The sequence below is a fragment of the Thermoflavimicrobium dichotomicum genome, from assembly GCF_900114055.1.
GTDB classification, from domain to species: domain Bacteria; phylum Bacillota; class Bacilli; order Thermoactinomycetales; family Thermoactinomycetaceae; genus Thermoflavimicrobium; species Thermoflavimicrobium dichotomicum.
Genome location: NZ_FORR01000003.1, coordinates 1 through 17,676, shown reverse-complemented (window position 1 = coordinate 17,676; position 17,676 = coordinate 1). Strand labels below are relative to the sequence as shown.

The following is a 17,676-nucleotide window of genomic DNA, read 5'->3' as shown; positions in this document are numbered from 1 at the left end:
TTCTCCCAACTCCTTTATTCCTCTTCGATGACCAGGGGATTTTTCAATGGAGTATAAATATAATCTTGTGCGGCAGCCTGCATTCTCATGGCCAATAATGACTTGGTTTGAATAACAGGTTGCAATAACTCAGCCTGATCCTTTTTCACATTTGGATCCGTTTGATCCAATGCCTGTAGTACATGCTTCCGCACGATATTCCAAAAAGGCTGCTCAGGTGTTTGAAAATAAGAGCTCAACGTAAATATGATATCTCCCAGATGATTTTGGATCGCTGAATGGAAAAAGAGATGATACACTTCCTTCATGTCTTCACAAAAAACAGAGGTAAACTGGCATGCCGTCAGATCTAACTGTTTCTCTAATCGTTTGCGATCGATACGCACTCCACCAAGATCTCGAATAATAAATCGCTCAACTCTTCCTTTTCTGGTTACTACTAGACTGTTTTGCATATGTGCTTCCAAAGCGACCCCATATTTTTGCAGTAAATAAACAAGTGGAGTGAGGAATTGCTCGGTGTAATGATCCACGTATAAAAGAGCATGCTCCAAGGTAACGGGAGCTCTTTCGCCAACGTATTGTTGAATCAGGTCCAAAATCATGGGGGAACCTGTCAATGGATTTTGTGCTGTCAAGCTTGCTCCTACCCAAGCCATCTCGCCATCTTGCACAAATGTCTGTGGGTTCTCCCGCAATATAAAGGACAAGTTTCGTCCATAGGTTCCATCTGGATCTTTATCTTTCCGGAAATAGGCTCCCATCCATTCAGGTAACATCACCATTCGTTTAGACAGTTCCGGTTCTTGAGCCATGACCTGGTTAAATAAATGAGATAAATAGGGTCCATTTACCGTAATACCAGGGGAAACCGTTCGTACAGCACTCGTCGCTTGTACCCGTACCGGCAGCTTCACATGATATCCGCTATCCAATAAGGCCATTGTTCGAAAAGACAAAGTCGCCTTTGAGGACAATGAATAGGGTACTTCAATCCAGCCTTTTCTTTCCGCTCGATACAGCACAGGAAGAACATGCTGATACTGCCAAGGGTGTACAAAAAATAACTGATAGTCGTCCAGATCCTTTCCTTTCTCCGTACATGCCGATTTCATCACCGACAGTACTTCTGGATGCCATTTAAACATGGCATTGTGTAAATCAAAGCCTTTGGCTTTTGTCACTTCAACCTGTTCTTTAGGAATGAGGATCAGTTTTAATGGAACGACCTGGGCAAATTCGGGCGCATACTGTTGTACTTCCTGAACAGAAAGTCCCAGTTTGGTCTTGGTTCCTGGATGCAGGGGATGTCCTTCAATGATCAGGCTTTCTGAATACAAGCATTCATCCAGTCCTTTTTCTTTTTTCATCCATTGCAAGAGATCCCCAATATTTACATAATCATCATTATATTTCGTATATTGCTGGGCCATTTCTTTCAGCCAAGCACGCTTTTTTGTTTTTTCCTGATAAGCCAGCATGAGGTTGTCCCGGCTATTGACCAATTCGTTTTCTAACGACTTTGAAATCAACAAACCCACTTCTTCACGCACCCAAGCAATAAACGAAAGTAAGTCTTCCATCAGGGAAAGCTCACCATGATTTTGTATAAAGATCGGCAGGCAAATGGCAAATCGGGTGAAAGCACCTTCATGCCTTACCGGAACATAACACTTACTCTCCTGTTCACGATGATTCAGTTGAATGAGCCAATCCGTTGGACATTGACTCCTGATTTCCTCCACCAACTCTTTTTTATGACGTTTTCTCCATTGCCATGATGTTGGTAACAAAGATTCACGAATCATTGCATTAAATAAGCGCTGAATAATAGCAAGGTCTGCAGCTTTTTTTTCGTTTTTCATCATAAAGCATTCACCTTTGACATCGAGAATCATTATCAATGAAAATGTAAAAAAAGAACCAGAAAGTGAAAATGATTATCAAACCCATTTAACATATTAAGAGAAAGAGCAGATTTTGTCAATAAAAAAATGAGCCCCCATCAGGCTCACTATTTTTCTAACACCCGAAGAGCTAAATAAAATAAATAGCCCATTAAAGCTGTGCCTGGAAGAGTAAGAACCCATGCTGAAATGATTTTTCCAGCAACACTCCATCGTACACTCTTAATTCGTTCAGCTGCGCCTACCCCAATGATCGAACCCGTAATCGTGTGGGTTGTACTTACTGGAACCCCGATTTTGGCGATGGTGGCCAACAGCAAAGCCGCACTTGTTTCTGCTGCAAAACCATGAGGTGTTTCCAAGCGACTGAGGCGTGAGCCAATTGTTTGAATCACTTTCCAGCCACCTATGGCTGTACCTAATGCCATGGCCAAACCTGCTGAAAGCATAACCCAGAATGGAACTTTCATTTCTGATTGAATGCCTCCAGCTACTAAAGCCATTGTGATAATCCCCATCGCCTTTTGTGCATCGGAAGCTCCATGGCTAAAAGCCATAAATGCAGAAGAGAAAATTTGTAGGGGGCGGAAAATCCTTTTCACCTTGGATGGTGCTGTATCAGCAAAAATAACACGGATTAACTTCATCACCAGAAAAGCAAGCAATCCGCCTAACAATGGAGAAACAATAAGCGCAATAAGAATAGTAATGATTCCTTTTATTTTTAGAATGGCAAAGCCTTTATAAGCAACAGCTGCCCCCACTAAGCTTCCAATCAAAGCATGCGAAGAACTGGTCGGAAGTCCCATCAATACCGTAACAACGTTCCAAATAATCACGGAAAGCAATGCAGCAACCAAAACCACATTGCTAATCACTTTTGGGTCAACAATATCTTTTCCGATCGTTTTGGCCACTTCGGTTGAAAAAAATGCTCCTGCCAAATTAAGTACAGCTGCCATGATAATCGCTTTTGTTGGTGATAAAGTTCGCGTTCCAACTACTGTAGCAATCGCATTCGCAGTATCATGCCATCCATTTGTAAAATCAAAGATGAGGGCAAGAGCAATCACAAATATCATTAACCATATTGGATCAGGCATACTTCATGACCACACCTTCCATGACGTTTATCAGATCCTCAAACGTATCCGTTACTCTTTCCAACTTTTCATATATCTCTTTCATCTTGATGAACTCAAGAACATTTAGATCCTGTGTGGCCAACATTTCTGCAATCCCTTCGCGCATCAAGCGATCGCCCTCATTCTCCAATACATTAATCTCAATGGAGATTTTACGGATCTTCGCAAAATCCCTCTTTTCCAAAGCAATAAAAGCCTCTTGAATATAGGTAGCACATTTCTCCAATACTTCGGCAAATTTCACAAGATAAGGAGTAGAGTGACCCACATGCAAGTAAACAAAACGAGCAGCACAGGCTTCAATGCCATCCAGAATATCATCCAGATTCATTGCCAGCTCCAGAATATCCTCACGATCCAATGGAGTAACAAATGTCTGGTTTAATTCCCGAATAATCAAATGAGTGTACTCATCTCCCTTAGACTCCAGTTCTTTGATTTTATCTGCATACTTTTCTTTTTCTTCGAGCGTCTCAACATTTTCACGGAACAACTGCACAGCTTCCAGAATATTGGATGTAGCGTCAACAAGGGTTTGGTAAAACAAACGATCTTTAGAACGATTGAAAAACAATGGAAATTCCTCCTGACATCAACAGTTTTCTTCGCCTAAATAATAATACTGCGCAATAAAAAAGTTGAAAATACCTTGACGAAAACTTAAATATAGATTAACTCATTCTTAATAAAAACTTTACAATAAAAGTAGATATTTTCTCTTGACAAAAATAAGTATATGCCTCGTTATGGCTAAAGTATCCTGTTTCAGCCATATGCCCCCAATCAGTTATAAAAAAAAAGAGCGTTTGACATTATTTTTGTCAAACGCTCCAAAATTAAGCATGAACACTATGAGAAATATAGGCTCCTTCAATGTGCAAGAACAATAAATTCAAATCGCAAATGCAGCTTGATATCTCATTTAACTCGTCGGTTAACTGAAAAAACACTTCATCTTCATCGGCTTCTTTCAGTTCCTCATACTTTTTCATATATTCTTTTTCGAAAGATTTGATTCGATCAGGAATTTGGGAGCAAATTTCCTGACATTTGAGTTCAAATTCTTCTTGTACCTGTTTCGGTAATTGCTCATATTCGACATGGAGATAAGGTCGATCAATTTTTAAACGTGGATCAAACTTAATCTCATAAGGCATCTCTGGCATTGCTCTTCACTCCGATAAGCTTTCCTCAGTGTCTGTGGGGGTAGTCTCATTTTCTACCTGTACTTGCTCCGTTCGATCCTCTATTGTATGCTCGCTTAACAATGTATCTTTATGTTTGTTAAACTCTTCAACAGGTTTACCGGTTTGCTTCCACTCTTCTTCTAACTGATCCACACTCGACTTCCATTCATTGTCTAACTCAGTTCCAACCGTTTTCCACTGTTCATCCATATAATCGCCAACCTGTTTAAAGCGACTGTCAATCCACTCTCCAACCTTTTTCCATTCCTCAGTGGTTACTTTTTGTAAATCCTTGATATAATTGTTCGCTTCACCAAGTCGTTCGTACTCGAGATTTAATTTTTCAATCACACCTTGATAATGTTCTTTTAGCATTTTATTGTCCGCTTGATAGCTTTGTGTAATTTTTTCGAGTGCTTGTAATTGCCAAGGTGCATTCATGCGATGGATCTCTTTTTGATAAGCAAATAACGCTTTGCGCAGATCATTGCTGGTGGTGACCCGATAATAGGCACCGCCTGCAATATTTGCCGTTTTTTTCAACTCTACTTCATTAGATGGATCCACTTTCACTCCAAGAATGTTGAAACTGGCGATCTTGTCAGAGGAACGAACCTCTTCCGCTTCGCGAACGGGATCTCCTCCACATTGATCTACCTGATCCGTAATGAGCAGAACGATATTCTTTTCATCCGATGATGAATTTGCCAATCCTTCATAAGTAGAACGAATGGCTTGAGCCAGTGGACTGTAGCTCGATGATCCGTTCACTCTGCTCATCGCGGTGGCAAATTTTACAGCATCGAAGGACTGCTTCGAATAAACAGTTTCTGGACGCTGACAGGTAGAAGTCTGCCCTAATGATGATGTACTTCCCTGATGGCCAAATACATGGATCGATAGGGTTGTATCCTTGGGCAAAGAAGCGGCAAACTGAGCTAAAGCCAGCTTCGCTGCCTGGAGTTTGCTGTTTCCATCGATTCGGTTTTGCATCGATTCACTTCCATTGATAAGGACAATCACATTGGCCTTTTTGGATGAAGCATTTTTGGTTTTTGACTTCAGGCTATTCAACTGTGCTTGATAATTTGGATTGAGCTGTTCAAAAAACTTATCGTCGATTTTATAGTTTTCGCCTACCAAACCAAGCAGATAGGCATAGATTTGTTCTTCAGACATTCCTTTTGGCATTTGAGCCAATGCTTGCAGTACTTTGGTTTTATTATACTTTTCCCCAGCATATCTTCCTTTGCCATCATCTTTTAAAATGTTCTTTAAATCGGTGGCCGGAGCTGGTGGAAGCAGATTTTTTTCCTCGCCTGTTTTCTCTGGCTTTTTATGTTGTTGGGAACTTACTTTGGTTTCTACTTTTTCTACATTATTCCCTGTCGTCTGCTGAATTTTCTCAATTACAGTTGAACAACCACTCAATAAAGGGAAAGTACCCATCATCAAAGCAAGCAATGTAACACTTACTCTGTATTTCATAGAAACCTGCCTCTCAATTCTCTTTTCTTCATGACTTTTCAGCATGTTGCTCTAAAACTCTCGCCTCCAAATATTCTATGCATGTGTTACAATTCCTTGCTTACCATCTTCAGGAAAAAGATTCCAGCCCAATCTTTTTCCTATATATAATTTTATTTTAGAACGATTTATCAATCCAATACAATAGAACAGATTTGGACATCTCATGATAATTCCTATCATTCTACCCAATAATTGGTTTTTCTTCCGGATATTTATAAGGGATTTGAGATCTTGTTTTCGCTAAGGCTAATACAATGGTGATTGGTCCCACTCTCCCCACAAACATGGTAAAAATAATCAACATTTTGCCAACAGGGGTCAAATGAGGTGTCAATCCCATTATCCCACTGTACCAAACGCTGAAACCGTTTCAAACATGGCTGTAAGTATATCGACCCGCTCTGTAATTGTCAATAGAAGAGTGATGATGATGACATAAGTCAGAGCTGCCACTGTGACTGATAAAGCTTTGTATACTAAATAGCTGGGAATTCGCCTGCGAAAGGCTACCACATCTTTCCTGCCTCGAATCATGTTCCACACAGCCAACAAAATACTCGCCAAGGTAGTCGTTTTAATGCCTCCACCTGTAAAGCTTGGTGAAGCACCTACAAACATCAGCAAAATCATGATAAAGAGTGCAGCGGAATACATTTCTCCAATATTGATGGTGTTAAATCCAGCTGTACGTGTGGATACGGACTGAAACCAGGACGCCAGGATTTTGCCATCCAGACCCAGTGGCTGAAGAGTAGCTGGATTGGACCATTCGATTAATAAAATGAGCAAGGTCCCACCAACAAGTAAAATAGCGGTCGTAGTTAACACCAGCTTTGTATGCAAACTTACCTTTTTGGTCTGGCGATACTGAACAATTTCACGGATGACTACAAAGCCGATTCCTCCCAATATGATTGTGGCCATATCTACCACCACCAATCCTGTTACACATACAGCAGATGTAGCAGTAAATAAAGCATCTAAAAAAGAAACATGATTCCCTGGTTCTGCGGAGACAGGCAATGTCAGCAAACAGGCTCCAATCAAAATCGTCAAGGCAAAACCGATCACTAATACTTGGGGTGGGGGCAGTTTATTCAGGATAGAAAATCTTCCTTTAACCATCCATTATTTCCTTTCACTCATTTTCTTGATAAAGTTCGATTATATGGTTTAGATTATAATAAAGACATAAGAGGTAACAAGAAAATGAAATAAATGATTGGGACTGATGAACATGGAAAATAAAAATATACGAGTCGTGGTAGGGATGTCAGGCGGTGTAGACTCATCTGTTACTGCCTGGCTTCTTAAAAAACAAGGTTATGAGGTAATAGGCCTCTTTATGAAAAACTGGGATGATACGGATGAATTCGGCAACTGCACAGCCACCGAAGACTTTGAAGATGTTCGACGGGTTTGTGCTCAAATCGGTATTCCCTATTACTCTGTTAACTTTGAAAAAGAGTATATGGAAAAAGTATTTCAATACTTCCTGGATGAATATCGGCAGGGTCGAACTCCGAACCCTGATATTTTGTGCAACCGGGAGATCAAGTTCGGTGACTTTTTAAATAAAGCCAAACAGCTCGGTGCTGATTATATTGCTACTGGTCATTATGCCCAAATCAAAGAAATAAATGGTCAAAAATATTTGGTACGAGGCGCTGATCCCAATAAAGATCAAACTTATTTTCTCTATGCTGTCAAAAAGGAACATTTATTCCAATCCATGTTTCCAGTCGGTCACTTGACCAAACAGGAAGTAAGGGAAATAGCGGCAGAACTCCAACTGGCCACTGCCAGAAAAAAAGACAGTACAGGAATCTGTTTTATTGGTGCAAAGAACTTTCGAGAATTTTTAAGTCACTATCTCCCAGCACAACCAGGTGAAATTCGCACACTTGATGACAAAAAAATCGGGACACACAACGGCTTAATGTATTATACGTTGGGACAACGACAAGGTTTGGGTATTGGCGGAATTGGCACAGGAGAGCCTTGGTTCGTTGTAAAAAAAGATGTCAAAAACAATATTCTTTACGTTGCGCAAGGTCACAATCACCCTGCCTTGTTTTCCCGCAGTTTAATCGCCACCCATATCAACTGGCTGGGTGTTGAATATCCAACTCAGCCTTTCTCCTGTACAGCAAAGTGCCGTTATCGCCAAAAAGACCAGGAAGCATTGGTAACGCCTCAGGCCGATGGCACATTCCTTGTCGAATTCAAAGAACCTCAACGTGCTGTCACACCAGGGCAGTCCGTTGTCTTGTACGATGGGGAAATCTGCCTCGGTGGTGGCATTATTGACCAAACCTTTGCTTAAAAAGCAAACAGGGTTCCTTGTTGTTCATTGGACAAGGAACCCCTTTGTTTTATCTTTATCCATTTTCTACTGAAGCTGTAGCAAGCTGTCTTTTTTGCTTCGCTTTACATTAAAAATCAAATGAAGCACGATCGCTGTAATACTTCCAGCAATAATGCCATTATCTGTAAAGATATGCAAACCAGGCGGCAATAACTTGAACAAATCAGGGGCAATTGTTACACCCAGGCCAATCCCCACTGAGCAAGCAATGATCAGCAAATTTTCATGGCGATTGAGATCCACAGTCCCCAGCATTTTAATGCCGTAGGAAACCACCATTCCAAACATCGCTACCATGGCTCCACCTAAAACTGCGGTTGGAATTAATGTGGTCAATGCTGCCACTTTCGGAATAAAACTGAGAGTGGCGAGAATGAGAACCGCTGTAAAAATGACATCTCGCGTTTTTACTTTCGTTAACTGAACCAGTCCAACATTTTGCGAATAAGTGGTATATGGGAATGAATTGAGAAATCCGCCCACTAGCACAGCCAATCCTTCAGCTCGGTATCCACGTGTCAAATCTTCTTCACTCAACTCTTGATCGCAAATCTTGCCCAATGCCAGAAAAACGCCTGTGGACTCCACGATACTAACCATCGCAACCAAAATCATCGTTAAAATGGCTGATAGGTTAAAAGTAGGAACTCCGAAGTAAAAGGGGTGAACCATATGGAACCAAGAAGCTTCCAGCACTGGACGGATATCTACTTTCCCCATGCAGGCAGCTGCCAAAGTCCCCACAATCAGCCCCAGTAAAACTGAAATGGAACGTAGAAAACCAGTCGCAAATCGATTCATGAGAATAATAAAGATGAGTACACCAAATGAAAGGAGTAGATGATAGGGTTGTCCAAAATCAGGGCTTCCTTTACCGCCCCCCATATCATAGATGGCAACCGGAATCAATGTTAAACCAATTACCGTTACCACTGAACCGGTCACAACAGGAGAAAAAAATTTCAGCAACTTACCGAAAAAACCAGCGAAAATGATGACAAATAGCCCCGCAACGATAATCGCTCCATAAATGGCTGTGATTCCATACTGATTTCCAATCGCAATCATCGGTCCTACAGCCGTAAATGTACAACCCAAAACAACAGGCAGCCCAATCCCTGCATAACGATTCTTCCAAATCTGCAAGAAGGTAGCGAGTCCACATCCGAGTAGATCAATCGCGATCAGGTAGGCCAATTGTTCGGTATTCAATTTCAATGCCTTTCCTACAATTAATGGTACAATAACTGCCCCTGTATACATGGCTAATACATGCTGTAATCCAAGTGAAAACACTCTACTCAATCGTCGCATCCATTCTCCCTCCTTTCTTTTTACTCGGCAAATTGGATTTGGTTTTGATGAAGAGAAGCAATCCGTGCCAGTGATTCTACCCTAAACCCTGCTTCTTTCAGTTTGTTAACACCGTTTTGAAACGATTTTTCAATCACAATTCCTATTCCTACTACTGTCGCTCCTGCTTTTTCTACCAGGCGACATAAACCAAGACTCGCTTCTCCACGAGCCAAGAAATCGTCAATAATCAGTACACGATCTCCAGAGACCAGAAACTGCTTGGAAATGGTGATTTCATTGGTGGACTGTTTCGTAAAAGAATAAACCTTTTCGACATAAATATCATTTTTCAATGTAAGCGATTTTTGTTTACGGGCAAAGATAACAGGAACTCCCAATTCACGGGCTGTAATCAGTGCAGGTGCAATTCCAGACGATTCGATCGTCAAGACTTTGGTAATCTTCTCTTCAGCAAAGCGTCTAGCAAATTCTGTGCCGATATGCTCCATTAAAACGGGATCTATCTGATGATTTAAAAAACTGTCCACTTTTAACACTTCATCAGATAATACAACCCCTTCTTCAAGAATTTTCTTTTTCAACGCTTCCATAATTGCCTCCTTAAAATAAAAAAACTCGAGAAGTACTTGACTCCCGAGTGAAGAACACACTTTTTACGCAAAAAGGAAAAAAAAGGTAAAAAGGTAGCCTCACTCGTAGTCTAATCATTTCCGGTGATTAGGTAGAAACTTGCGAGCCAATTCCCGCAATTATACGAGTTACTCATTGTTCTATATGATTTTGTTTATAGATTATAGCGTATAAAGAGAAAAGAATAAAGAGGAAAATTAACCATCTCCGAATATTTTTTTGAAGTACGTATAATATTGTTCGTTTTTTTACCTTACAAGCAGCCCACATCCACCTTGAATGAATCGTTTCGACCATAAAAACAGAAAATCGACAATACTGCTTTTCATCGGAAATGGTAAAAAAGGGAATATGATATTACAGACAAGCGAGTAAGGAAGGAGAAGCGAGGCACATCTTCGATGAAAGCCAGCTGTATCAGTCACAAATGTAAAAAACCTTACCCTGCTTTGGGTAAGGTCTTACTGGTGTGCCCTGGAAGATTCGAACTCCCGACCTTCTGATCCGTAGTCAGACGCTCTGTCCAGCTGAGCTAAGGGCACATATTCTGAATTTCAGCCAGGCAAACTTATCTGGTTCTGTTTTTATCATGATTCAATTATAAAGACAAGCTAAGCAGAAGCCCACATCCTTTTGGCGTGCCCTGGAAGATTCGAACTCCCGACCTTCTGATCCGTAGTCAGACGCTCTGTCCAGCTGAGCTAAGGGCACATATTCGATTTTCAGCCAGGCAATTCAACAGCCTGCCTATTTATTTGGATGTATGGGCTCTTACTTAGCTTGTCTTTTTTCTGGCGTGCCCTGGAAGATTCGAACTCCCGACCTTCTGATCCGTAGTCAGACGCTCTATCCAGCTGAGCTAAGGGCACATATGGTGCGGACGAAGGGACTTGAACCCCCACAGTCTTAACGACCACAAGAACCTGAATCTTGCGCGTCTGCCAATTCCGCCACGTCCGCACAAAATAAATGGAGGCGGCACCCGGATTCGAACCGGGGATAAAGGTTTTGCAGACCTCTGCCTTACCACTTGGCTATGCCGCCATGTTCATGTATAAAATCAATGATATATCACAAACTATTCCAGAGAAAGGAGAATTCATGTGATTCCACTTCATTCATCGATCGAAGGTTTCCAGTCTGCATTTAAGGAAATGAATCAAATCCTCAATAATGAAGGTTTTTCATTGGGAGGGGGATATAAATATGACCATGGATACTTTGATCATCCCCTGGATTGGGAAGAAGACCATGGATACCGCTATTATTTGCGTATCCCCGCCTATGCTCAAAATGGAGACCTGGATCAACCAGAAACCAAAGTAAAACTAGGAAGACCTTTTGTCATTAAGCACGAGTTTTTGACAGGAAATGATCCAACATCCAATAGTGGTTTTCTCACTGGAACGATCAGTCAATTTAGCAAACCCATTCCTGCAGAAGACCACCATATCAGTCAACATTGGATCAATCGTGCTCAATCATTATTACGTCAGTTAGAACAAAAACTCACACCCAAAAATTAATGGGCTTGGCAGGGGCGGTAGGAATCGAACCCACACTGGAGGTTTTGGAGACCTCTGTTCTGCCATTAAACTACGCCCCTAGAATAAAATGGTGCTGGTGAGAGGACTTGAACCCCCAACCTACTGATTACAAGTCAGTTGCTCTACCCATTGAGCTACACCAGCATATCCATGGTGGTTCGGGACGGAATCGAACCGCCGACACGAGGATTTTCAGTCCTCTGCTCTACCGACTGAGCTACCGAACCTCATTATATCATTTTAATATACTACATGTCAAGCATTTTATTTTCAAGTATGGCGGAGAGAGAGGGATTCGAACCCTCGAGACGGGGTTTTTCCCGCCTACACGATTTCCAATCGTGCTCCTTCGACCAACTCGGACATCTCTCCGCGTCCTGTCATTCATTTATGATCTGTCAGTTACTCACTGTCGTCTCGTGAATCGGACATTTAATATAATACTAAGGACCACCTTTCTTGTCAACACTAAATTAAATAAAATTATTTTCTGACATTCAAGGAACCCGTAAATAAAAACTACTGACCCCCCTAGTGTCAGTAGCTTATTCATTCCCTTAAACAGGGATTACAATCAACAGGATAAACGATAAAAAGATAAAAACAATTCCACTAATGACAATGGCTACTTTCGCCAAACGCCTTTTTTCCGATTTGAGACCAATAAACCCCAATCCAATGGATACAGCAATTAAAGCCAATAAAATCCCTGGATGAATTTTTTCAGATACAAAAATGATAAAGATGGCACTAAATAAAAATAGAATGGATAAAACCAGAGAAATGACTGCAAAAATGTTTTTTGATGAATCTGGTTGCTTTTCAGGCTGGAGAAAACTCAATCTTCTTCACCTTCTCTCCTACTTCATTATAGAATGCGAGCGTAAAAACCCCTAGCTTACAGCTATGTGGATGAGAGCGAGCGTCGGACAGCCAAGAATCCCCTTCGTTACGCATAGGGAGTAGTCAAACCCATAGTAATATCTTCAATTATACAACAGCAAGATGGATTTCATCCCCTTACTCGTGATTGTCGAATGAATTAATAAGTTATAGATATCCTATTTTGTATTGTTTCCCTCTATGCTATTTTTCAATCCTCTGCAAATGAAAAAAGCTGCTAAACATAAACAGTTCGGCAGCTTTTTTCATTATTGACGACACGTGACAGCATACAAAAACGACTACGCGAAACAGGAGCCATTTAAAATCGGTGACCAATCTGTATGTGATAACACAATCGCTACATAGGCTTCTAAATATTTTTGATCCACTTGATCAAAACGTTTTTCAACAGGACTGTCAATATCAAGCACACCCACTATTTTTCCATCGATCCGAAGTGGAATCACGATCTCTGAACGACTCGCTGCATCACAAGCTATATGTCCTGGAAATGCCAGAACATCTTCAACAACCATCGTCTGTTCTTTCGCAACAGCTGTCCCACAAACACCTTTTCCAACCGGAATTCGTACACAAGCTGGTTTCCCCTGAAATGGCCCTAAAACTAACTCACCATCTTTCATCAGATAATAACCAGCCCAATTGATATCTGGCAAAACATGAAAAAGATGGGAAGCCGTATTCGCCAAGTTGGCAAGCCAATCCGTTTCACCTTCTAATAAAGCCTCGCATTGCTTCAGCATTTGTTCATAATTTGCTTCTTTGTTTCCTTTAGCCTGTTCGAAAACAAACATATTTGAACCTCCTGCACTCTCTTACATGCCAATCCATACAATGAAATGATACCCTTTTCGATCCCGAGTGAGAAGTGACTATGTTGAAATCGGTAAAATCAGGTGTAAATCCCCAAATTCGTGCCACAAATATTGCTGTTGAATGGCTTCGTCATACATCTGTTTCAATTGATGGGATTCTACAAAGGCCGTTAACAAATCCAAATGAGAGGCTTCTGGTTCATGAAATCCTGTAAGTAACCCATCAACCAATTGCAATGAATAATGAGAGTGGATATAAAGACGAGTCCAACCTTTGGTGCTCATGCATTGACCAGTGGGACTCACTGCACTTTCTAACGCACGTACAACCGTCGTTCCAACCGCAATCACTCTTCCTCCGGACTGTTTGGCCTGATTCACCAACGTGGCCGTACGATCTGGAATCATATATTCTTCCCCGTTTTCTTCCGGGTTTACCTGATTCCCCAAAAAATAACTAAGCCCCGTATGCAAAAGCAAAAACGCAATCGAAATTCCTTTCTGTTTCAACCGAAACAACATTTCCCAAGTAAAGGCACGACCTGCCGAAGGAAGCTCCACAGAGCCTGGGAAACTCCCATAAACCGTTTGATAGTATTCGAGTTGCCATGGATTTTGAACATATTCATAACGAATAGGCTGTCCCAAAGCATAAATTTGTTCAAATAAAAAGGCTCCACTTAAAGAGAATCGCATTTCAATCAAGGCAAATCCTGAACGTACACGAATGACCTCTGCAAAGAGCTTGGTTGAGAAATAAAAGAAATCTCCCTTTTTAACCCCTTCCGTTATAACTAACGCCTGCCATATTCTTTCATCCAGGCGATGTGCTAAGCGAATCTCCACTTTGTCGGAGAGAAGCTGCCCTTGACGATACCATTTGCCGTAAAGTAAAGCAGGTATGGTTCGACTTGCATTCAGCACAAGTACATCGCCTGAACGTAAAAACTGAGGAAGTTGATGAAAAGAAGTATGAATGGATTCTCCAGTATGCTTGTCTGAAACCATGAGCCGTACTTGATCCCGCCTGATCCCCCTACGTTCGGGCGGAGTGGAGGCATGAAGAGCAGTCGGCAGATGAAAAGTGATACTCATCCCTGTTGCCCCTCCTTTACAAAATCCTGCGCCTTGAATCTCATTCCATTGATATGTTTGGACTGATCAGAAGCCAAGTACAGAAACACATCCACCACTTGATTGGGATCAGCCAATTCATAGTCGCAATTCGGAACTGCTTGTCTATGCATTTCCGTATCCATCTCACCGGGATCCACCATATTCACACGTACTCCCGTTCCATCTACTTCATCAGCCCAAGTTTGTGTCATTCCCTCTAACGCAAACTTTGAAATCCCATAAGCTCCCCATCCTGCATATCCGATATTTCCCGCTTCAGAGGTTACATTGATAATGGAGCCTGTTTCTCTAGTCAACATATGGCCCAGCACTCGGCGTGTAACCAGGAAGGGCCCTACCGTGTTCACACGCAATACTTCAACAAAATCCTCTTCCGGATAGTCTAGCAAATAGGGGCCAGGACTTGGTCCAAAGATCGAAGCGTTATTGATTAAAACATCAATCCGTCCAAATTCCACCTCAGCTGTTCCAACAAATCGCTCCACATCTTCAGCAATGGACATATCTCCTGCCACAGCCAATACCTTTACTCCCAATTTTTCTGCTTCATCTTTCACTTTCATCAATGCTTCTTCTCCACGTGCCGAAATCGCAAGCTGATATCCTTCCTTCGCAAATGCCAAAGCCAACGCTTTTCCCAATCCCCGAGAAGCCCCTGTAATCATTACAACTTTATCCATTTTTCCCCTCTCCTTTTTTGGCATCTATATGACGGTATATAACATATACCCTTTTTCATACTTATTAAACATATATATTTAATAAGTAGATAAATTAAAAACATGGACCATTTGTGTAGGTCCATGTCAAGATCATGAATAAATCAGGGATTCCTGTTCTTTACTCCTGTCAGAAAAAGAATCCCTGACTTCCAACATACTCACATCCATTTTTATGAACAGCATCCTTCTCCTTGCGATTAACTGGGGAATTGGGAATATACGCTGGACAGTGTAATCAAGGTATATAACAAGATGACAATGGGTGCAATAAATACAAGGCCGTTCAAAACGATCCCTACAAGTGCCCATTTTCTCTGCTCTGATTTGAGTGCAATGATCCCTAAAATCAGGCCAACCAAGCCAAGTCCCATCCCGATTTTCCATTCGACAAAGAGAGCCACTAAAGCGATGAATCCTGCAACTAACGAGCTGATTGCCAGCACATTCTTTCCTTTTGGAGATTGTTCTGGCAGAATCTCTTCTACTTTCCTTTTCCTCGCCTCCATTTCCCCCTACTTCCTTTCTCACTTTTCCTATATTTCCAATCCAAATTCGCCTCTATCTTTATATCTTCATAGTAAATGACAAGATGTTTTCAAATCAATTACATAATCTGTAATGGAAGTAAATCGTTTGAAAAAGAAAAAATATTGAAACAATATCAACTCTCCCCTATACTTAAAGAAGTATTCCAATGTTCATTTGATAAAATAAACAAAAAATATAAATACATCCGGAGGAGACAATGAAAAAATTGCTTTTACTGTCAACTTGTCTTCTTTTTACCGCAGTGAGTGGCTGTGGGCTGCTTCCTGCAGAAAAACAGCAAATCACTGTAGAATCTCCTGAAAAACAGGATGGCTCTTCCAAGTCTAATAAAGAGACTGAAAACACAAATATTCAAGTACAGGTACCCATTCAAATTCAAAACAATAACCCTACCAACGTTCAGCAATCAACACCACCTTCTTCTTCACAAGGGACAACTTCACCTCCACCTGTCTCTGGGCCTGTTTCTTTTAAAAAGCACGATTTTGATAAAGAAGGAACAGGCTATATCCCTCCCAGACAACCAACAGGTGGGATCTGGTTCTATACCAAAGAAGACCATCCCGGTGATATTGCCAGAGAGTTTAACTGGGATACTACCGATGTCCTGCACTTTCAAATCAGTGATCCAAAATATATCGGTTACTTACCAGAACCGACCAAGGTTGAAATTGTAAACGGAAATAGTGTACGGATTACTGTAAAAATGGTGTATGACGCCGATTATGCCAAATATAAAATGGCTCCTAGACGATACCTGGAAATTCCTCGCGGCATCATCAATAAAACCATGCAAATGTTTGTTGTATCCAATACAGGCGAGCCTCTTCAGACATTTTAATATAACCGATTGAGATGGATGTTTGAGGGATATAACATGCATACAAAAACCGAAGCTTTCTTAAACTGGATGGCTTCGGTTTTTTGTTCATTTTGAATGATGGAGATCTTTGTTTCTGTTGGCAAAAAAACTCCTGCCTCCAAGCGTTGGTGCAGGCGCTGGGATATTCATTTTGTACGTAATGTTTCACCTGTATCTTTCTCGACAATAAACTTCATATCTTCATTCAGTTTTCCTTTTTCTACTTCAATGTACATTCTGGGGGCATCTGTTTCCTTTTGAAATGGATCAGTTCCTTTTTCTAATTTCACAATCACCCGTACCGTTTTTTCATCCATCAATTGTATATTCAACGGTGTAGCACTGTATCCATTATACTTTGAATCACTAATCTGAATGTGTAATACATCCGTTTGATCCCAATTGAACTCTTGATCAATATCACCCGCATGTTTTTCTTTGGTATAAAGCCAAATACCGCCTGTGCTACGACGTGGAGGAACATATGAATCAAAAAAGTGCAGTTTAAAGCGGATTTCCGGATATGTTTTATTCAGGCTCACAGCTTTTGGGTGCACCTCTTTTTCTTGATCCTTCGATGGAAGTAATCCACAACCTACTAATGAGAGCATCCATATCAATATCACTAATGTTTTTGCTTTTCTCATAAATGCCTCCTGAAATATCCTCTTTAAAAATAAAAAATATATTGACAAAATGTTCATATTTATGATCTATGATCTATCATACCAAACTGGATCCTATTTTTTTAGCTTTTCTTCTTTAAAAAACAACAAAGCCCTCCAATCCATTTGGAGGACTTTGTCTTGTTGCCTGGCAACGACCTACTCTCCCAGGGGTCTTCACCCCAAGTACCATCGGCGCTGGAGGGCTTAACTTCCGTGTTCGGGATGGGAACGGGTGGGTCCCCTCCGCTATCATCACCAGACGTATTTGGTTTTGGGTGTGTGGAACACACCTTGAAAATTAGATAGGAAATGAAGTGTTCACCGAGTGAGTGATTGAGGTTAAGCCCTCGACCGATTCGTATCCGTCAGCTAAACGCATTGCTGCG

Annotated in this window: 16 protein-coding genes, 9 tRNA genes, 1 rRNA gene, 1 pseudogene and 1 riboswitch; of the genes and pseudogenes, 3 read left to right on the top strand and 24 right to left on the bottom strand. The window is 41.1% G+C overall.

Annotated features, from left to right (window positions below; translation table 11 throughout):
• Positions 1-14: 14 nt before the first annotated feature.
• The 6 genes and pseudogenes from BMZ78_RS04520 to BMZ78_RS04495 all read right to left on the bottom strand — a co-directional run bounded on the left by BMZ78_RS04520 (position 15) and on the right by BMZ78_RS04495 (position 6,894).
• Positions 15-1,868, bottom strand: a complete 1,854-nt coding sequence (locus tag BMZ78_RS04520) for an IucA/IucC family protein (RefSeq protein ID WP_175482289.1) — start codon at positions 1,866-1,868, stop codon at positions 15-17.
• Positions 1,869-2,014: 146 nt separating this feature from the next.
• Positions 2,015-3,010, bottom strand: a complete 996-nt coding sequence (locus tag BMZ78_RS04515; RefSeq protein WP_093228342.1) for an inorganic phosphate transporter — start codon at positions 3,008-3,010, stop codon at positions 2,015-2,017.
• Positions 3,003-3,626 (bottom strand): DUF47 domain-containing protein, encoded by a 624-nt coding sequence (locus BMZ78_RS04510; RefSeq protein ID WP_093228340.1) that lies wholly within the window; start codon positions 3,624-3,626, stop codon positions 3,003-3,005. The genes BMZ78_RS04515 and BMZ78_RS04510 overlap by 8 nt, the downstream gene beginning before the upstream one ends.
• Before the next feature lie 262 nt (positions 3,627-3,888).
• The gene (locus BMZ78_RS04505) at positions 3,889-4,218 is read right to left on the bottom strand and encodes a hypothetical protein (protein WP_093228339.1); all 330 of its coding nucleotides are present in this window, start codon (positions 4,216-4,218) and stop codon (positions 3,889-3,891) included.
• A 6-nt stretch (positions 4,219-4,224) separates the two neighbouring features.
• Positions 4,225-5,727: a VWA domain-containing protein gene (locus tag BMZ78_RS04500; protein WP_175482288.1), complete on the bottom strand. Its 1,503-nt coding sequence runs from the start codon at positions 5,725-5,727 to the stop codon at positions 4,225-4,227.
• Positions 5,728-5,950: 223 nt separating this feature from the next.
• Positions 5,951-6,894 (bottom strand): annotated as a pseudogene (locus tag BMZ78_RS04495) (TrkH family potassium uptake protein).
• A gap of 106 nt (positions 6,895-7,000) precedes the next feature.
• Between BMZ78_RS04495 and mnmA the strand changes: the two are divergent.
• Positions 7,001-8,095 (top strand): tRNA 2-thiouridine(34) synthase MnmA, encoded by a 1,095-nt coding sequence (gene mnmA, locus BMZ78_RS04490; protein ID WP_093228335.1) that lies wholly within the window; start codon positions 7,001-7,003, stop codon positions 8,093-8,095.
• A 66-nt stretch (positions 8,096-8,161) separates the two neighbouring features.
• On the opposite strand, the gene BMZ78_RS04485 is transcribed toward mnmA, so the two are convergent.
• The 7 genes from BMZ78_RS04485 to BMZ78_RS04455 all read right to left on the bottom strand — a co-directional run bounded on the left by BMZ78_RS04485 (position 8,162) and on the right by BMZ78_RS04455 (position 11,128).
• Positions 8,162-9,451 carry a nucleobase:cation symporter-2 family protein gene (locus tag BMZ78_RS04485; RefSeq protein ID WP_093228334.1) on the bottom strand — a complete coding sequence of 430 codons (1,290 nt, stop codon included), beginning with the start codon at positions 9,449-9,451 and terminating at the stop codon, positions 8,162-8,164.
• A 20-nt stretch (positions 9,452-9,471) separates the two neighbouring features.
• Positions 9,472-10,044 (bottom strand): xanthine phosphoribosyltransferase, encoded by a 573-nt coding sequence (locus BMZ78_RS04480; protein WP_093228333.1) that lies wholly within the window; start codon positions 10,042-10,044, stop codon positions 9,472-9,474.
• An 86-nt stretch (positions 10,045-10,130) separates the two neighbouring features.
• Positions 10,131-10,231, bottom strand: a riboswitch (purine riboswitch).
• 318 nt (positions 10,232-10,549) lie between these two features.
• Positions 10,550-10,626, bottom strand: a tRNA-Arg gene (locus tag BMZ78_RS04475).
• Positions 10,627-10,718: 92 nt separating this feature from the next.
• Positions 10,719-10,795, bottom strand: a tRNA-Arg gene (locus tag BMZ78_RS04470).
• 81 nt (positions 10,796-10,876) lie between these two features.
• Positions 10,877-10,953: transfer RNA gene (locus BMZ78_RS04465), tRNA-Arg, on the bottom strand.
• A gap of 3 nt (positions 10,954-10,956) precedes the next feature.
• Positions 10,957-11,044, bottom strand: a tRNA-Leu gene (locus BMZ78_RS04460).
• A gap of 10 nt (positions 11,045-11,054) precedes the next feature.
• Positions 11,055-11,128: transfer RNA gene (locus BMZ78_RS04455), tRNA-Cys, on the bottom strand.
• Positions 11,129-11,187: 59 nt separating this feature from the next.
• Between BMZ78_RS04455 and BMZ78_RS04450 the strand changes: the two genes are divergently transcribed.
• Positions 11,188-11,610, top strand: coding sequence for a YugN family protein (locus BMZ78_RS04450; RefSeq protein WP_093228331.1), 423 nt, complete (start codon positions 11,188-11,190; stop codon positions 11,608-11,610).
• Between the two features lie 6 nt (positions 11,611-11,616).
• Here BMZ78_RS04450 and BMZ78_RS04445 read toward each other — a convergent pair.
• The 9 genes from BMZ78_RS04445 to BMZ78_RS04405 form a co-directional block, all read right to left on the bottom strand.
• A tRNA-Trp gene (locus tag BMZ78_RS04445) sits at positions 11,617-11,690 on the bottom strand.
• 9 nt (positions 11,691-11,699) lie between these two features.
• Positions 11,700-11,775, bottom strand: a tRNA-Thr gene (locus tag BMZ78_RS04440).
• 7 nt (positions 11,776-11,782) lie between these two features.
• Positions 11,783-11,858: transfer RNA gene (locus tag BMZ78_RS04435), tRNA-Phe, on the bottom strand.
• Between the two features lie 50 nt (positions 11,859-11,908).
• Positions 11,909-12,003: transfer RNA gene (locus BMZ78_RS04430), tRNA-Ser, on the bottom strand.
• 185 nt (positions 12,004-12,188) lie between these two features.
• On the bottom strand, positions 12,189-12,473 hold the full coding sequence (locus tag BMZ78_RS04425) for a hypothetical protein (RefSeq protein WP_093228330.1): 285 nt from the start codon (positions 12,471-12,473) through the stop codon (positions 12,189-12,191).
• A 342-nt stretch (positions 12,474-12,815) separates the two neighbouring features.
• Positions 12,816-13,331 carry a GAF domain-containing protein gene (locus BMZ78_RS04420; protein ID WP_093228329.1) on the bottom strand — a complete coding sequence of 172 codons (516 nt, stop codon included), beginning with the start codon at positions 13,329-13,331 and terminating at the stop codon, positions 12,816-12,818.
• 78 nt (positions 13,332-13,409) lie between these two features.
• Positions 13,410-14,447 carry an S-adenosylmethionine:tRNA ribosyltransferase-isomerase gene (locus BMZ78_RS04415; protein ID WP_093228327.1) on the bottom strand — a complete coding sequence of 346 codons (1,038 nt, stop codon included), beginning with the start codon at positions 14,445-14,447 and terminating at the stop codon, positions 13,410-13,412.
• The gene (locus tag BMZ78_RS04410; RefSeq protein WP_093228326.1) at positions 14,444-15,169 is read right to left on the bottom strand and encodes an SDR family NAD(P)-dependent oxidoreductase; all 726 of its coding nucleotides are present in this window, start codon (positions 15,167-15,169) and stop codon (positions 14,444-14,446) included. The genes BMZ78_RS04415 and BMZ78_RS04410 overlap by 4 nt, the downstream gene beginning before the upstream one ends.
• A gap of 239 nt (positions 15,170-15,408) precedes the next feature.
• Positions 15,409-15,717, bottom strand: a complete 309-nt coding sequence (locus BMZ78_RS04405; RefSeq protein WP_093228324.1) for a hypothetical protein — start codon at positions 15,715-15,717, stop codon at positions 15,409-15,411.
• A gap of 239 nt (positions 15,718-15,956) precedes the next feature.
• Between BMZ78_RS04405 and BMZ78_RS04400 the strand changes: the two genes are divergently transcribed.
• Complete coding sequence (locus tag BMZ78_RS04400) at positions 15,957-16,601, top strand: hypothetical protein (RefSeq protein ID WP_093228323.1); 645 nt, start codon at positions 15,957-15,959, stop codon at positions 16,599-16,601.
• 167 nt (positions 16,602-16,768) lie between these two features.
• Here BMZ78_RS04400 and BMZ78_RS04395 read toward each other — a convergent pair whose 3' ends face one another.
• Positions 16,769-17,269, bottom strand: coding sequence for a hypothetical protein (locus BMZ78_RS04395; RefSeq protein WP_093228321.1), 501 nt, complete (start codon positions 17,267-17,269; stop codon positions 16,769-16,771).
• 164 nt (positions 17,270-17,433) lie between these two features.
• Positions 17,434-17,550 (bottom strand): 5S ribosomal RNA (gene rrf / locus BMZ78_RS04390).
• Positions 17,551-17,676 lie beyond the last annotated feature (126 nt).

Excerpts from the sequence above, each read along its gene's own strand:
- BMZ78_RS04520 (WP_175482289.1), bottom strand. The coding sequence starts at position 1,868 with ATGATGAAAAACGAAAAAAAAGCTGCAGACCTTGCTATTATTCAGCGC.
- BMZ78_RS04415 (WP_093228327.1), bottom strand. The coding sequence starts at position 14,447 with ATGAGTATCACTTTTCATCTGCCGACTGCTCTTCATGCCTCCACTCCG.
- mnmA (WP_093228335.1), top strand. The coding sequence starts at position 7,001 with ATGAACATGGAAAATAAAAATATACGAGTCGTGGTAGGGATGTCAGGC.
- BMZ78_RS04505 (WP_093228339.1), bottom strand. The coding sequence starts at position 4,218 with ATGCCAGAGATGCCTTATGAGATTAAGTTTGATCCACGTTTAAAAATT.
- BMZ78_RS04400 (WP_093228323.1), top strand. The coding sequence starts at position 15,957 with ATGAAAAAATTGCTTTTACTGTCAACTTGTCTTCTTTTTACCGCAGTG.
- BMZ78_RS04420 (WP_093228329.1), bottom strand. The coding sequence starts at position 13,331 with ATGTTTGTTTTCGAACAGGCTAAAGGAAACAAAGAAGCAAATTATGAA.
- BMZ78_RS04405 (WP_093228324.1), bottom strand. The coding sequence starts at position 15,717 with ATGGAGGCGAGGAAAAGGAAAGTAGAAGAGATTCTGCCAGAACAATCT.
- BMZ78_RS04480 (WP_093228333.1), bottom strand. The coding sequence starts at position 10,044 with ATGGAAGCGTTGAAAAAGAAAATTCTTGAAGAAGGGGTTGTATTATCT.
- BMZ78_RS04500 (WP_175482288.1), bottom strand. The coding sequence starts at position 5,727 with ATGAAATACAGAGTAAGTGTTACATTGCTTGCTTTGATGATGGGTACT.
- BMZ78_RS04515 (WP_093228342.1), bottom strand. The coding sequence starts at position 3,010 with ATGCCTGATCCAATATGGTTAATGATATTTGTGATTGCTCTTGCCCTC.
- BMZ78_RS04395 (WP_093228321.1), bottom strand. The coding sequence starts at position 17,269 with ATGAGAAAAGCAAAAACATTAGTGATATTGATATGGATGCTCTCATTA.
- BMZ78_RS04485 (WP_093228334.1), bottom strand. The coding sequence starts at position 9,451 with ATGCGACGATTGAGTAGAGTGTTTTCACTTGGATTACAGCATGTATTA.
- BMZ78_RS04410 (WP_093228326.1), bottom strand. The coding sequence starts at position 15,169 with ATGGATAAAGTTGTAATGATTACAGGGGCTTCTCGGGGATTGGGAAAA.